This window comes from Pseudomonas sp. GW821-FHT10C09 (genome assembly GCF_059415465.1).
This window is the reverse complement of sequence record NZ_JBWKNG010000010.1, coordinates 192,529-206,680: the sequence shown is the minus strand read 5'-3', so window position 1 is coordinate 206,680 and position 14,152 is coordinate 192,529. Positions and strand designations below refer to the sequence as shown.

Sequence of the window (14,152 nt, the reverse complement as noted above, 5' to 3'; positions counted from 1 at the left end):
TGATGAACGTCGGCCAGACCGGCAAATTAATAAAATGTCGCCGGCCCATCATTGGTCAGCAACTGTTGGAACTGGTCCGATGAGACCGCATGGGAAATCAGGAACCCCTGAACTTGCGTGCAGTCGATTTTGCGCAGTAGTGCAAGCTCCTGCGGCGTTTCCACGCCTTCGGCCACGACTGTCAGACCCAGCTTGCGTCCCAGCGCGACAATGCTGGTCAAGGCCGAGGTCATTCCTTCGTTTTCGTGGCAACCCTGGACGAGCGCCCGATCGATCTTGAGTTCGGTGAAAGGGGTGGAAACCAGGTTCATGTAAGAGCTGTAACCCTTGCCGAAATCGTCTTGCGAAAGGCCGAAACCTTTGATGCGCAAGCGGCAGGCACCCGCGTAGAAGTTGCTGATGTCCTTCGGGAGGGAGCACTCCATGAGTTCGAAACAGATCTTTCCCGGTATGCCCTGGTGATGCAGGACAAACTCCAGCAGACGGTCCGCCAGGTCATGGCTGTTGAGCAGGTGCGTCGGCAAGTTGATCGACACGGGAATGTCATAGCCATGCTGGCGCCATCGCGCCTGGGCATAAATGGCCTGCTTCAATACCAGCCATAGCAAACGCTCCTCCAGTCCGAACGACTTGAGCGTTGTCAGGAACGAACCAGGCAGCATGACGCCTTGTTCCGGGTGCATCCAGCGCACCAAGGCTTCGGCTGCGGCGATGCGTCCGTTGGCCAGAGACTTTTTGGGCTGAAACCAAGCCTGAAACTGTCCGTCGCTCATTGCCCGGATAATTGAATGCCGGTCAAATTCCAATGGGGCAGGAATGACCTTGGTAGTGCTGCGATTCTTGCCGTCGAGTTGTTCTGTCAGGTTGCGCAGTGCGGCTGAGGCGACCGGCTTGGAAATCAGTCCGATCACTTCCACGTCGAGGTTTTTCGCCACGAGACTGGCGGCCATCAACATGCGCCTGGACGCAGCACTCATGATCGCCAGGGCTGGTTTGTGGCGTAGATCGGCCAGGCTCTGAATAAACTGAACGCCATCCATACCCGGCATCAAGAGGTCCGTCAGTACCAGGTCGAAATCGCGCTGCTGCAAGCGTTCCAGTGCCTCTTTACCATCCCCTGCGGCTTCTAGATTGAACTCCCCCAGTTCACTGAACAAATGCTGCAGGTACATGTGTTGGAAAGGATGGTCCTCAACGATCAAAATGTTATAGGGCTTCATGGGCGGTCCCTTCATAAGGCGCCAGGCAATTGAACAGGGCTCGCAACGCAAACGGCTTGACCAGGCAATGGGTCATTCCGGCGGCAAGACACAGTTCCGATTCTCCGCGCATGGCATTGGCTGTTGCTCCAATGATCGGGAGCAAACAGCCTTGGCGGCGCAGTTCTTTGGCTAACTCGTAGCCGTTGACATTGGGCATGTTCACATCGGTCAGGACCACGTCGAAGTCTTCGGTTTTCCAGAGCCGCAGCGCTTCGTTCCCATCGCAAGCCATTGCCACGGTGCAGCCGAGTTCTTCAAGCTGATCCCTGAGAATCAACTGATTGATGATGTTGTCTTCGGCCACCAGGATGTGCAGATCGAGCTGCTTCAGCTCGCGCTTTTGCGCATATTCATCGGTTCTGGCGACCCAAAGTCCCTGTGCCTGGCTGACCGCCTGGTGAATGGCGGTCAAATGGTTGAGGTTGACTTGCCAACGGCCGGCTTCGATTTGCGGTTCACTGCAACTGTTACCGCTGACAATAATCAACGGTCCCGACCAGTCGGGTACGAGCGGTTGCTCGACAGTGCCAGGGTGAAGCTCAAGCAACAGGTGGCCGCTGGCGGCATCGGCCGGGGACGGGCGGCCGATTTGTGCGCGGGCACCCCATCGACGCAACCAGTCGCTGATGGACTCCGCCAGTTCGCGAATCGGGGAGATCACATAAACAGTCTCTGGCAATAGGCTGCCCAGGGTGTTTGGCTCGGTACTGATCGAGGCCTCTTCGAGCGGCAGCGTCAGGGTGAAGCTGCTGCCCAGTCCGAGGTCGCTGACCATGCGAAGATGGCCGTTCATCAATTGAGTCAGACGTTGGCAAATGGGTAATCCCAGTCCGGTGCCGGCGACCACATTGGTATTGCCTTCTGTTTGAAAAAACGGCTCGAAAATGAATCTCTGGTCTTCCTGGGCGATGCCTTTCCCGGTGTCGGACACTTGCCACGTCAGGCTTGAGCGTTCGCCATCGCGGTTCAACAACTTCACGCGTAATACCACCCGTCCGCAGTCCGTGAACTTCACCGCGTTGCTGAGCAAGTTGCCAAGGATCTGCCGGATCCGGGTGACGTCGCCGATCAGTCGCTCGGGGAGCTGCGGATCGAAGCAGGCGTAAAGCTGCAAGCCTTTACCCAAGGCCGCTGCGGCGTAGCCCTGGATGACTTCATGAGCCAGCTCCAGCGGGGAAAACTCGCTTAGTTCCAGTGCCAGTTGTCCGGCTTCGATTTTCGATACATCAAGCACATCGCTAATCAGTTGCAGGAGAGTCGCAGACGAACCTTCTATGGCGTGCAGATAGTCTCTTTGCTGAGTATCGAGCCGGGTCCGTGCCAAGAGCTCCAGAGTGCCGAGCACGCCATAGAGCGGCGTACGAATTTCATGGCTCATGGTGGCCAGAAACAGGGTTTTTGCCTCGTTTGCCGCATCTGCTGACTGCCGGGCGTCCTCCAGTGCCGCTTCCACTTGCTTGTGTGCGCTGATGTCGCTGAAGGCACAAAAAAGCACGTCTTCGCCCTTGTAGCGGGTCGGCGCGCTACTGAGGTACAGGTGCCGCCCTTCGACGGTTTCAAAATAGTCGCAGCGGTTGGGCTGTTCGGTGTCGAAGGCCTGGATAATCCAGCCGGCGCACAACACCTCGCGTTCCAGACCGTTACCCAGCCATTGCTGCGCCAGGGTGTTTTCCAGCACCACTTGCCCGTCGGTGCGGCGCAGTACGCAAAGGGCCACGGGGGCGGTCTGAATCACGTCGCGGCTGAAGGACTCGCTCTCGATCAGTGCCTGAATCCGGTTCATTGCAGGCGTAATGAAGCGGCATTCAACACGCCGCATCAGCAGCAGGATCAGGCTCGCGCTGAACAGGCAGAAGACCAGCGAGCCCAACAGCTGTCGCCACAATCCGGACATCACGGCCAACAGGTCTATCGAATACACCAGTTGCCAGTCCGAAGACTTCAGCTGTTTGCGGATCACCAGGTGGTCGGGTACCAGGCCGTTGCCGACAAAGCCAAAAAAATTGTGGCCCTGGGGTTTAAGCAGTATTTGGCTCAGTTGCGTAGTGCTGCTGTTGGTAAATACCAGCATGCCCTGGGAGTTGAGCATCATGAACTCACCCGCGCTTTGGTCGTTCAGGGTCGTGGAGACTTCCCGGCTGTCCATCTCCAGGCCCAGCCAACCCGAATTTTTGTCATGGCTATCCAGGCGCATGAAAATATACAGATGAGAGCGTTGCTCGGTCCGGTCGGTCAGCCACAGTTCGTCGATGCTTGATGTGTCGTCATCGGTCAGCGTTTCCAACTGGCTCAGCATGGTCGACGAAAAGACCGGCACCACCGGTGTCGAATCATAGAGCCGAGTTACTTGTGCGCTCGGGCCGGTATTCACGTAGAGCAGGTTGACCTGCTTGCTTTTCATGTAGTCACACATGCGCTGGGTCAGCCAGATACTCCACAGGTTGCCGGGGGTGTTGCCCAACTGGATATGGACCTCTTCGGTGGAGGGCAGGTAAACCAGCGGTTTGGCCATCTTGGAATTGCGCACGGCCGACAGACTCAGGCTTTCGAGCAAGGCTTCGCGATTGGTGAAAAACGTGTGAGCTTCGGCAATGGCGCTGCTCATGTCGCCGCGCCGCCGGGAAATATCATTGTTGAAGGTGAACAACAGAAAGTTGTAAACACCGCTCAGGATGCCGATCAGTAAAACAAGGGCAAAAAGACGAAGCAGCCTTCTGGCTGCTTCGGGGCTGGAGAACACCGGGCTGATCTGGAGCAGGTAACTTTTTAATCTCATCCCCGGACTCTAAAGAGAGGCCGGTCGGAGGGGCATCAGACGATTCTTAAACGCCTGGCTGAGGCAAAGATGCACTACTGAAGGTTGGTGCTGTGGCGTGTCTGCAATCCAATGTCATTGATTTCGGTAAAGCTTATTGTTGTGTCAGCACTGATGGCGGCCTTGGGTGTTTCGATGAGCCGGGTTTCTCCGGGTCTCAGAAATACGTAGTCGGACAGTTTCTCCGTGGGGCTGTCCAGGTCGATCCCGATATCAATCAGGGAGAGGTGGAAGGCACTGGTATTACTGACTTCAATGTGTTGCTCGTCCAGGTATGTCCAAGTCAGTTTTTGCACGGATTCGGATGCAGAGCCTTGAAGACCGGGTGGGCGATAAAAGACTTTCAAGCGCTGGCGGATCGCAAACTGCATGCTGTCCGGGTCCTTCGCCTTGAGGGGGATTTCCATGATGTTGAGCCAGACCAGTGACTCGCGATCGTCGGGCACGCCTTCGCCGAGATAGAGGATGCGCAGCAGGTGGCGCTCCTGGCTTTGCAGTCGCACCAGTGGTTGGACGATAGCGAAGGGCAGGGTGTTGGTGTCGCTGTCGTCCTCATGGCTGAGCCAGCTTTGTAGCAAGGCTTCCTGGGAGGCCTGGTTAGTCACGCTGATGCTGGCCCCCTTGTCCTGCCCGAAGTAAATCAGGCGTGTGCCTTCAATCTGCAGTGCAGCTTGCGCCTGTGTGACGAAGCAGAGCAGGAGCAGCATTAACGCTCCGCCCAGGCGAGTTGTCGCGGACGTCCGAGCTGTCGGTAATCGATAGGTTTTGAACATTAATGATGGGTGTGTCCCGGTGAGAGTTTGAGATCGGATACAGATCCCCATGGTAGAGGCTACGTGAGCGGGACTGCTCTCAGGCGTTTCTTAAAAGCACCGCGTGTTCAGGTTCGATGTCGGGCGGCATTAACTCTGACTCGGAGTCTCTTTGGCAAAACAGATCAAAAACCATCAGGCGATTCTTAAAAAAACCGGATTCTGGTCGATACTCAAGGCTTAGCCTTCACTTCGGGAGTGTCAGCATGAACGAGAAGTTTTTCTCTGTCGGCGCAGGGTTGTTTCTCAGCCTGACCGGAACGTGTTTCGCGGCGACGTCGGTTGCCCAGGGTGTCATTGCTTTTCACGGCAGCATTGTCGAGTCGTCGTGCACGTCTTCTGCCCAGGTGGGCGGCCTGGCGCTGGATGAATGTCCGGCGCTGGCGCGAGGCAACACTATCGGTGTGCGCAGTGTTGATCCGGCTCGATCGGTCAGCGCGCTCGATCATTCCAGTGTGGAGGTGAGGCTTGTCGCTGACAGCGGTAAAGAAGGCCGTTATTACAATCAGCGGTACGCGTTAGTGGACGCTTCGGGCGAGCCCGTGAGCTCGGGGGCTTATCTGATTACGCTGACCTCACCGTAGAGAGCGTGGCGCATCCGGGCTGATTTGGTTTCGGGCAAGGTCTTATCACTTCATGCCCCTTCCGGGGCAAATCCGGAAGGGGAGAGGAGCGTTTCGGCGGCGTCTTTGTGTGTGGGCTATTTCAGAATCGTCTGATGCTCAGTTCATCAAATCAAAACGCATAATTGTCGCCGTTGATTCTAGGGACGTCCCGCAATGTTATTCCTCAAGAAAGCGCTTGGCGCCATGGTGTTGCTGGTCGCTTATGGTCCTGCCACGAGTTACGCACTGAAATGCACCACCGACAAGTTTGAGAGTACGATTATAAGCTCCATAGGAACCACCATTGCCGTTCCGGCGGACCTTCCGGATGGAACCATCATCTGGGAGTCGGATGAAATTACAACCAAAGTTGCGTGCAACAATGACCGTAATACACCTTATTCAGAGAAAATCTATCTCTGGACTGACCCTGCCAAGCTTTCAAGTATTGGTAAGGGGATTCGTATTGGTATTCGCTTTAAAGGTGCTCTATATCGAACTGCGGCAACAATTTATTCTGAAGAATACAGTTGCTACCCTTCTATCTGTTGGGGTAGCTCAATGAGAGATTTCAACTTAAAGTTTTCAATTTTTGTCGAAAAATTTGGAAGTGTTCCTGAAAGCGGACAAGCCAGTACACTTTCTCAATATCGAGTAATTCAAGTGGATGGCGAACAAGGGCTTGCTGCTGGAAACTTGAATTATGTTGTCACAGGGCTTTCGAATATTCGTTTCGTCCCTTGCTCGCCCGATCTGACGATCACACCAAGCGTGGTGAATTTTCCACGAGCGTACGCAGGCACTGCCGTGAATGGCACGGTTGCCAGTACGTCAAAATTCACGCTGGGGCTGAATAAGAGCTGCGATACGCCGTTAACAATCGAAGCCAAATTCACCCCGGCCTCCGGAAGTGTCATCGGTGGGCTGCTGGTTCCGGCCAATAACAATTCAGTTGGGATAAGGTTGTCTCGAGTTGACAGCGGTAAGACGCTTCCTTTCAGTAAATGGTTCAAACTCGCTGACCTGGATCACCGGCAGCCTGAACCCATTGATTTCAATGCCGATCTGATCTGGCGCGCCGCCCCGGTCATGGGGCCCTTCGAGGCGGCTGTTGTCGTAGATATGACGTACAAATAGGGAATCTCGAATCGCCCGATCGGCCAGCGGCTGCAGTGTTTCAGAATTGTCTTAGAGTCATTTTCAGTGGTGAACGATAGCCTTGGTCGCTCTTCAGTGAGTCGAAGTTATTGATGAGCGCTCACGGGGCTACCTGTCGGGTTTATCGCATGTCAAACAAAGCACTACGTATATTGATCGCGGATGGTCAGCCTATTCAGCGAATCAAAATAGAAAAAATGCTCAATCAGCTGGGTTATTACCGAATTGCTCCCTTGAGTTCATTTCAAGAGGTTCAATCGGTGACCCGTACTCAAGGTCAACCTTTTGATCTGTTGATTATTAACGCTGTTCTGGTGCTCTCAACGGAATTCAACTTGTTGAGGTACTGCCATGAGAATCCTCGAATTCGTCATGCGCTTATTTATGAGGGGCAATGCACGCAATGCTCGGTAGTGTCGGTATCAGTGAGTCAGGCTATACAAGTTTGCCTGTCCCAAACACCAGATTTCGACTCCCTCAAACGCTGCATGGATGTGGTTGATCCAGCGTTTGACAACGCTTCATTGGAGAGGACTTCCTGGCTATTGACGGCGATTTGATGTTTTCGATATAGGACCGTTGGCGGCAATATTTAACGTAACTTTTATTTGGATCCCTCCTCTCGTAGTAATTAGTAATTAGTAATTAAGAATCGCCTCATGTTCCGGCGGTTTCGGCCTGCCTAATGTGTGAGGATGAAATCGACGACTTGCCTGCTCCCGATCAGCCCAATTCTCACCTCGCCTGCGGGCACTCCGAACGCTCGCGTGTGCCGACAAAAAAACACCGCCCAACTGACTAAGTTATGCCTGATGGGCATGTTTGTGTTCACGATAACTAAAGAGGTGAAAAGCGCTGAGTCAGTCAGCGCTCTTTCCGGCGTACGACGCTTGCAGGATCAGCAACTGGAAAGTCTGCAATCGCAAGCCTTGACACGACCGGACGTGCTTTCCAGCTCGCCTCAAGAACCGGGCGAAACCCTGGAGTTACCGGGGGAAACACCCTGCTTCGTTATTCACTCGGTTGAGTGGCGAGGCGCAGCGGAGTTTCCATGGCTGCCTCATACCCCGTCCATCCTGGGACGTTGTGTGGGAGGGGAAGGGCTGGGCATTTTCAGACGTTGGGTGGCGAAGCAATTCATGGCTCGGGGGTATGTGACGACCCAGGCCGTCATTGCGGCGCAGGATCTGTCCAGTGGTCGCCTGATCGTCGAGATTATTCCCGGTCGCATCGGTGAGGTGCGCGAGCAGCCCGATAGTCTTGGCTGGACACGTCCGGTGTTCCCGGGTGCAAAAGGCGGGTTGTTGAATGTTCGCGATCTTGATCAGGCGCTTGAAAACGTACGTCGCCTGCCGGGGCAGGCCGTCACAGCTTTCGACCTGATACCGGGCTCGGCCCTGGGTGAGAGCGACATCGTCATACGGCATCCACAAATCGCACGCCGCGTGTTTGGTGTGTTGACTGCCGATAACGCCGGCATCGACACCACTGGCCGCAATCAGCTAGGGGCGATTGTCGCGATTGACTCTCCGGCAGGCCTCTACGATCAGCTTTTACTCACCTATAACTCGGATGCCGAGTTCAGCAATCACACGCTCGGGTCCTACTCAAAAAGTGCAGCCTGGAATATTCCGATGGGGTACGCGTCGTTTTCTCTGGGGGCCAGCGAGTGGGGCAGCAAACAGGAGCTGCTCAAGGATGTCGACGGCAACAGTGTGCCGCTCACCGCAAGAACCCGTCGCCTTGATGCGGGGTTCGGCTACGTGGCCTATCGCTCCAGCCACAGCAAGGGCACGTTCAATTCGCGACTGGTGCGCCGAGAGGATCGCTCATGGGTCAGCACAACCGAGTTACTCCAACTGCATCGCGACATCACCAGCTACGAACTCAGCTTCGCTCATCGTGAGCAACTCACAGGCAGTACGGTGAGTGTCGAACTCGGATTGCGTGGCAGCTTGCCGGGCATGAGCAAAGCACCAGGTGCTGTCTATGAAGAGCAGGACTGGAACGGGCGATTTCGGATCTTCACTGCCAGGGCATCGGTCGAGATGGCATTTCTCGCTGGTGGCAAACGCCTTGGTTATCAGAGTGCGGCTTTTTTCCAGTACGCGCCTGTTCCGGCCCCTTCTACCGAATACCTGCAGATCGGTGGCCGCTACACGGTGCGTGGTTTTGACGGCAACACCACTGTCGCCGGCCCTGGTGGCTGGACCTGGCGCAATGAAATCGCCACGCCTGTCTTTTGGGGTAGCCAAGTCTATACGGCTATCGATGCCGGTCAGGTATCGCCCATCGGCAGCCAGCAGCCTGGCGGGCGAACACTGGTCGGTAGCGCGATCGGCTTGCGTGGCAATCAAAACGTCTTCGGCTACGACCTCGCGCTCGGAGTACCACTCAAGGCGCCCGGTTTCATGCGCAGCCGCACGCCATCGCTCGACTTTTCGGTCACCAGCCGCTTCTAGGCCGGCGTCATCGCGCGACGATTTTCCTATCAACCCAACCATGGAGGGCTGTGACACACACCAACCTACTTGCGTGAAACAGCGTCCGTGCCAACCCCGCCGGTCGCTTCTGCTAATCCAGACTTTGAGGTCAATATGACAATAAATATTCAACACACAATTCAACGTAGCCGAGCACCTTCAAGGCTTACCGCGCTGACCCTGGCGCTCATGGCGACATTGCCAATGCTGCAACAGGCCGCGTATGCGCAACCGGGGCTGGTGGTTGATCCGAACGCGGCACAACAACCCACGTTGTCTATCGTCAATGGCACTCCGGTCGTAAACATCGTTGCACCGAACGGCTCAGGCATTTCGCACAACACGTTCACCGATTTCAACGTGGGGCAGGCCGGGCTGATTCTTAACAACAGCAGTGCAGGGACACAGACAACGCTCGGGGGGGCGATCACTGGTAACCATCTTCTGAACGGGAATTCTGCGGGTGTCATTCTGAACGAAGTCACGGGCAGGGCAGCCTCCAGTCTCAATGGAAAGATTGAGGTCGCGGGACCGAGTGCGCGGGTGATAGTCGCCAACCCCAACGGCATTACGGCCAATGGTGCGGGCTTCATTAATGCGAACCGTGTGTCACTGGTCGCCGGTAAGGTTGTGTTTGACGAGAGCGGTAATTTGTCTCGTTTGCGGACGGAGAACGGCCAGATTCGCATTGAGGGCGCTGGTCTCGATGCATCCGGTGCTAATGAGGTCGACCTGGTAGCACGTACCTTGCAGGTCAACGCTCAGTTGCAGGCCAAAAAACTCAACGCCGCGGCTTTGAAAGGCGAGGTGGATGCTGGCGACCCTACGAGTGTCACCGAGACCGGGATTGCCGATAGCCCGTCCGAGATCGCCATTGATGTGGCTCAACTGGGCAGCATGCACGCCGACTCGATCCGTCTGGTCGGTAAATCCGCCGGTGTGGGTGTGAATGTGGACGGAAAGGTCAAGGCCCTCACCGGTAGCTTGTCTGTCTCGTCAGACGGCAAAGTCATGATTGCCTCCACGGGGGAACTGGAGGCGAAACAAGCGCTTTCCGTCGCCGGTGGCATGCATAACAAGGGGATGGTCAAGGGCGCGAATGTGTCCGTTGCCGGTAGCTCTGTTCAAAGTGAAAAGGCGTCACTGCTGGCAAGCGGTTCGCTCTCTGTAGCGGGTGAGTTCAACAATAGCGGTGAGGTTCGCAGTGGCGGCTCGATGAGTTACGCCGGCAACCTGGAGAACCATGGCACTGTTCGCAGTGGCGGTTCGATGAGCATCGCCGCTGGCCAAGTAGTCAATGACAAGGTGATACACAGCGATAACACCATGAGTCTCACGGGCGGTAGTCTGCGCAATGATCAGGCGGGTTCGATCACCAGTGCGGGTCGGTTCACCAGCGTTGTCGGGAGTCGGATGAATCAAGGTGTCATGGGTGGTGGTTTCCAGCAGCCGCCAACCAAACCGAGTGCACCGGTGTCCGTTACGCCGAACGTCACTCCAGAGGCGGTAGCCGGCAGTGCCTCCTCCGGTGCGGTGCCAGCCCCGCAGCAGAACATCGCAAACGATAAGCCGAGTGGCAGCACGATTGCGCAGAATCAAGTGCCCAGTATAAGTCCGCCGATGACCTATCCCTCTTTCGGGTTCGCTCCCGTTCAGTGGCAAGCACCGGTCGTGACTTACCCGGTATTTAACTGGTCCGGATATCAGCCGGTGGTCTATCAGTCAACGGCCGCCTGGAAGCAACCAAGCTACCAGTTCGCACAACAGCGCTACTGGTAATCTGATTGGGTCGAACGGGTTGGTAACTTTCGACCCGCTCGGCTCGACTCCAGCTCTTGAAGGTGCTTTCAGGCGAGAGCAAAAATCACTGCAGTAATCGTAAGGTTTCAAAAAGCGCACGGTCTTCTTTTTTTGCCGATCGGGCATGGCGCCGAATGACTTGCAACAGGCAATCGGTGAAGCAGAGTGCAGGATTGCTCAGCGCACCATTGCGGCGTGTCACGATACTCAGCTGTCGGGGTTCAAATTGTTCGTTCAAGTCCAGTGATAAAACGCGACCGAGGAAGGGAGGGGCAATACTGACAATGGACGGCCCCCAGGTGCACATGTCGGCCCGCTCAACCATCATCTGCAAAATGGCTAATGAGTGAGCGCGAACGATTCGGTTCTCATCGATTTGCGCGCCGTGTTTCCAGAACAACTCCTGCATTAACCCATCGTGTCCATCCGGTGCATAGTTCAAGGTCCAATTCTGCTCCAGCAGTTCATGGATCGAGCGGGCATTCTGTCGTGCATGGCCCTCGCAGACCAGCACCGATGTCTGGTACTCCAGCAACGTTTCACAGGCAAATTCCTGGGTTGATTGCGCCGGGTGCAACTGACCGATGGCAAAATCCATGCTGCCGTCGCGCAGCAGTGGTTGGGCCACGGCCATCAGGCTTTCGTATAGCTCCAGTCTGATATGCGGCATTCGCTCACGAAAAGCCAGCACCACTTCCGGCAGAAAGGTCAGGGCGATCCACGGCGTGATCCCGATACAGAGTCGTCCCTGGGCCTTGCCGCGCATGTGATCGAGTTCGGTCTGCGCATGCTCCAGTTGCTTGATCACGAGTCGGGCATGAGTCAGCAGTACTTTGCCGTATTCGGTGAAATTCAGGCCGCTGGGGGTGCGCGTGAACAGCGGCAGTTGCTGACTGGTTTCCAACTCTCGCAGCGCTTTGGTCACGGCCGCCTGGGAAATCTCCAGCGAACGGGCGGCGGCGCGGATGCTGCCCGTCTCTGCGCTGGCAATCAATGCTTGTAGTTGATGCAGTTTCATCCGCTCACCAGTCAGACAACCAAAAGTTGTCATCATAACCAAACTGGGCCTCCCCAGCTCATAGTCCACTCCCTAAGATGGATTCCAGCAGCGCTTCTTCAGGCGCGCAGCCTCTATCGAAGGAAAACAATAATGAATGCCAACCAGGTGCTGCCAGGCATTGCGGCGATACAAGATGAAATGATCGCGTTGCGCCATAGTATTCACGCGCACCCCGAGTTGGGCTTTGAGGAATTTGCTACCAGTGAACGGGTTGCCCAGTGTTTGCTGAGTTGGGGCTTTGAAGTCAACACGGGCGTGGGCAAGACAGGGGTGGTCGGCACCTTGAAAAATGGCGAGGGTCGATCCATCGGCTTGCGCGCCGACATGGATGCATTGCCGATTCAGGAAGCCACCGGTTTGCCCTATGCCAGCCGAATTGACGGTGTCATGCATGCCTGCGGCCACGATGGTCATACCGCAACCCTGTTGGCAGCCGCTAAATATTTGGCGCAAACCCGGGCATTCAACGGCACGGTGCAACTGATCTTCCAACCCGCGGAGGAAGGGCTGGGCGGTGCTCGAAAAATGCTTGAGGACGGTTTGCTCGAACGTTTCCCCTGTGACGCGATATTTGCGATGCATAACGTACCGGGATACCCCGTCGGACATCTGGGTTTCTACACTGGGCCATTCATGGCGTCTGCCGACACCGTGAACATCAAAATCATTGGCACCGGTGGGCATGGCGCAGTGCCGCACAAAGCCGTCGACCCAGTGGTGGTGTGCGCCTCGATTGTGATCGCCCTGCAAAGCATCGTGTCGCGCAACGTCAATCCGCAAGACACGGCGATTATCACAGTGGGCTCCATTCATGCGGGCACTGTTTCGAATGTGATCCCGGCCAGTGCCGACATGAGTTTGAGCGTGCGCGCACTGACCCCTGAGGTTCGCCAGTTGCTCGAAGCAAGAATCATCGAGGTGGTCCAGGGGCAGGCGAGCAGCTTTGGGGCCCAGGCGTACATCGAATACCAACATTGTCACCCCGTGTTGATCAACGACACCGAGTCCACTGCGTTTGCCCGAGAGGTCGCGCGGGACTGGTTAGGCGACGACCATCTGATCGACGGTTTGCGCCCCTTCACAGCGAGTGAAGATTTTGCCTTCATTCTGGAAAAATGCCCCGGCAGCTATCTGGTGATCGGCAATGGCGAGGGGGACAGCGGGTGCCTGCTGCACAACCCCGGCTACGACTTCAATGATGTTTGCCTGCCAATTGGCGCGAGCTATTGGGTCAAGCTGGTCGAACGTTTTTTGTGTTGAGACGCCGTCTTGGCGAACGTCAGTTTGTAAAAAAAATAGTCTGCGACCTGAAGAGGAATAAAAAATGAACAAGATGATTGCAGCGGTTTCCTTGGTGTTCCTGACTGCGTCGGGTCTGGCGGACGCGGCCGACTGGTCTGGCAAAGTGTTGAAACTGGGTGTGGACCCGACGTACCCACCACTGGAGTACAAGAATCAGGATGGCACGCTGACCGGTTTTGGGGTCGACATTGCCGAAGCGCTTTGCACCGAACTGAAAGCCCGCTGCGTCTGGGTGGAAAGCAGTTGGGACGGGATGATCCCGGCACTGCTGGCGCGCAAGTTTGATGCGGTGGCGTCTTCGATGACCATCACGCCCAAGCGCCTGGAGCAGATTGCGTTTACCGACAAGGTGTCCAATGCGCCTGCGCGCTTGGTGGTCAAGCGTGGATCGGGTTTGCTGCCGACCTTCGAGTCGCTCAAGGGCAAACGTATTGGTGTGGAGCAGGGCTCTACCCAGGAAGCCTATGCCAAACGCGTGTGGGGTTCGAAAGGGGTGGAGGTGCTGTCCTATCAGAACCAGGATCAAGTGTATGCCGATCTGGTCGTCGGGCGACTTGATGCCTCGCTGCAGGGTTCCATCCAGGCCAGTTACGGGTTTTTGAAGACGGCGCCGGGCAAGGACTATGAGTTCGCCGGCGACACCCTGGATGACCCGGACTTCTTCGGTGTTGGCGACGGTCTCGGTCTACGTAAGGAAGATGTTGCGTTGCGCGAAGATTTGAACAAAGCCCTGGTCACCATTCTCGCCAACGGCACTTACGCGCGGATCAACAACAAGTACTTCGATTTTGACGTCTACGGCACCAAGTAACCCACGGTCGATATTTCGAGCAGGGCGCCCGTCCGAGTGCTCTG

The 14,152-nt window shown here is 55.9% G+C and carries 11 protein-coding genes; 7 read left to right on the top strand and 4 right to left on the bottom strand.

The window, feature by feature from the left end:
* Positions 1 to 26 precede the first annotated feature (26 nt).
* The 3 genes from pvrR to AC07N8_RS12810 form a co-directional block, all read right to left on the bottom strand.
* Positions 27 to 1,220 (bottom strand): response regulator cyclic di-GMP phosphodiesterase PvrR, encoded by a 1,194-nt coding sequence (gene pvrR / locus AC07N8_RS12820; RefSeq protein WP_493143901.1) that lies wholly within the window; start codon positions 1,218 to 1,220, stop codon positions 27 to 29.
* Entirely contained in the window at positions 1,207 to 4,038 is a 2,832-nt protein-coding gene (locus AC07N8_RS12815) for an ATP-binding protein (RefSeq protein WP_493143852.1), read from the bottom strand. The genes pvrR and AC07N8_RS12815 overlap by 14 nt, the downstream gene beginning before the upstream one ends.
* Positions 4,039 to 4,112: 74 nt before the next feature.
* Positions 4,113 to 4,784 (bottom strand): fimbrial biogenesis chaperone, encoded by a 672-nt coding sequence (locus AC07N8_RS12810; protein WP_493143850.1) that lies wholly within the window; start codon positions 4,782 to 4,784, stop codon positions 4,113 to 4,115.
* A gap of 311 nt (positions 4,785 to 5,095) precedes the next feature.
* Between AC07N8_RS12810 and AC07N8_RS12805 the strand changes: the two genes are divergently transcribed.
* The 5 genes from AC07N8_RS12805 to AC07N8_RS12785 all read left to right on the top strand — a co-directional run bounded on the left by AC07N8_RS12805 (position 5,096) and on the right by AC07N8_RS12785 (position 10,914).
* Positions 5,096 to 5,473 carry a type 1 fimbrial protein gene (locus tag AC07N8_RS12805; protein WP_493143848.1) on the top strand — a complete coding sequence of 126 codons (378 nt, stop codon included), beginning with the start codon at positions 5,096 to 5,098 and terminating at the stop codon, positions 5,471 to 5,473.
* A gap of 195 nt (positions 5,474 to 5,668) precedes the next feature.
* Positions 5,669 to 6,631, top strand: coding sequence for a fimbrial protein (locus AC07N8_RS12800; RefSeq protein WP_493143846.1), 963 nt, complete (start codon positions 5,669 to 5,671; stop codon positions 6,629 to 6,631).
* 149 nt (positions 6,632 to 6,780) lie between these two features.
* On the top strand, positions 6,781 to 7,212 hold the full coding sequence (locus tag AC07N8_RS12795; RefSeq protein ID WP_493143844.1) for a PleD family two-component system response regulator: 432 nt from the start codon (positions 6,781 to 6,783) through the stop codon (positions 7,210 to 7,212).
* Positions 7,213 to 7,347: 135 nt separating this feature from the next.
* Positions 7,348 to 9,114 carry a ShlB/FhaC/HecB family hemolysin secretion/activation protein gene (locus AC07N8_RS12790; protein WP_493143843.1) on the top strand — a complete coding sequence of 589 codons (1,767 nt, stop codon included), beginning with the start codon at positions 7,348 to 7,350 and terminating at the stop codon, positions 9,112 to 9,114.
* 225 nt (positions 9,115 to 9,339) lie between these two features.
* Positions 9,340 to 10,914, top strand: a complete 1,575-nt coding sequence (locus AC07N8_RS12785; RefSeq protein WP_493143841.1) for a filamentous hemagglutinin N-terminal domain-containing protein — start codon at positions 9,340 to 9,342, stop codon at positions 10,912 to 10,914.
* Between the two features lie 85 nt (positions 10,915 to 10,999).
* On the opposite strand, the gene AC07N8_RS12780 is transcribed toward AC07N8_RS12785, so the two are convergent.
* Positions 11,000 to 11,989: a LysR family transcriptional regulator gene (locus AC07N8_RS12780; protein WP_493143899.1), complete on the bottom strand. Its 990-nt coding sequence runs from the start codon at positions 11,987 to 11,989 to the stop codon at positions 11,000 to 11,002.
* 96 nt (positions 11,990 to 12,085) lie between these two features.
* Between AC07N8_RS12780 and AC07N8_RS12775 the strand changes: the two genes are divergently transcribed.
* A complete protein-coding gene (locus tag AC07N8_RS12775) occupies positions 12,086 to 13,255 on the top strand; it encodes a M20 aminoacylase family protein (RefSeq protein ID WP_493143840.1) in 1,170 nt (389 codons plus the stop codon).
* A gap of 73 nt (positions 13,256 to 13,328) precedes the next feature.
* Positions 13,329 to 14,108, top strand: a complete 780-nt coding sequence (locus AC07N8_RS12770; protein WP_493143897.1) for an ABC transporter substrate-binding protein — start codon at positions 13,329 to 13,331, stop codon at positions 14,106 to 14,108.
* The last annotated feature ends 44 nt before the right edge of the window (positions 14,109 to 14,152 follow it).

What these genes read in the sequence shown, in the direction of transcription:
- AC07N8_RS12785 (WP_493143841.1), top strand. Translation starts at nt 9,340, where the DNA reads ATGCTGCAACAGGCCGCGTATGCGCAACCGGGGCTGGTGGTTGATCCG.
- AC07N8_RS12815 (WP_493143852.1), bottom strand. Translation starts at nt 4,038, where the DNA reads ATGAGATTAAAAAGTTACCTGCTCCAGATCAGCCCGGTGTTCTCCAGC.
- AC07N8_RS12805 (WP_493143848.1), top strand. Translation starts at nt 5,096, where the DNA reads ATGAACGAGAAGTTTTTCTCTGTCGGCGCAGGGTTGTTTCTCAGCCTG.
- AC07N8_RS12795 (WP_493143844.1), top strand. Translation starts at nt 6,781, where the DNA reads ATGTCAAACAAAGCACTACGTATATTGATCGCGGATGGTCAGCCTATT.
- AC07N8_RS12770 (WP_493143897.1), top strand. Translation starts at nt 13,329, where the DNA reads ATGATTGCAGCGGTTTCCTTGGTGTTCCTGACTGCGTCGGGTCTGGCG.
- AC07N8_RS12810 (WP_493143850.1), bottom strand. Translation starts at nt 4,784, where the DNA reads ATGCTGCTCCTGCTCTGCTTCGTCACACAGGCGCAAGCTGCACTGCAG.
- AC07N8_RS12790 (WP_493143843.1), top strand. Translation starts at nt 7,348, where the DNA reads ATGAAATCGACGACTTGCCTGCTCCCGATCAGCCCAATTCTCACCTCG.
- AC07N8_RS12780 (WP_493143899.1), bottom strand. Translation starts at nt 11,989, where the DNA reads ATGATGACAACTTTTGGTTGTCTGACTGGTGAGCGGATGAAACTGCAT.
- pvrR (WP_493143901.1), bottom strand. Translation starts at nt 1,220, where the DNA reads ATGAAGCCCTATAACATTTTGATCGTTGAGGACCATCCTTTCCAACAC.
- AC07N8_RS12800 (WP_493143846.1), top strand. Translation starts at nt 5,669, where the DNA reads ATGTTATTCCTCAAGAAAGCGCTTGGCGCCATGGTGTTGCTGGTCGCT.
- AC07N8_RS12775 (WP_493143840.1), top strand. Translation starts at nt 12,086, where the DNA reads ATGAATGCCAACCAGGTGCTGCCAGGCATTGCGGCGATACAAGATGAA.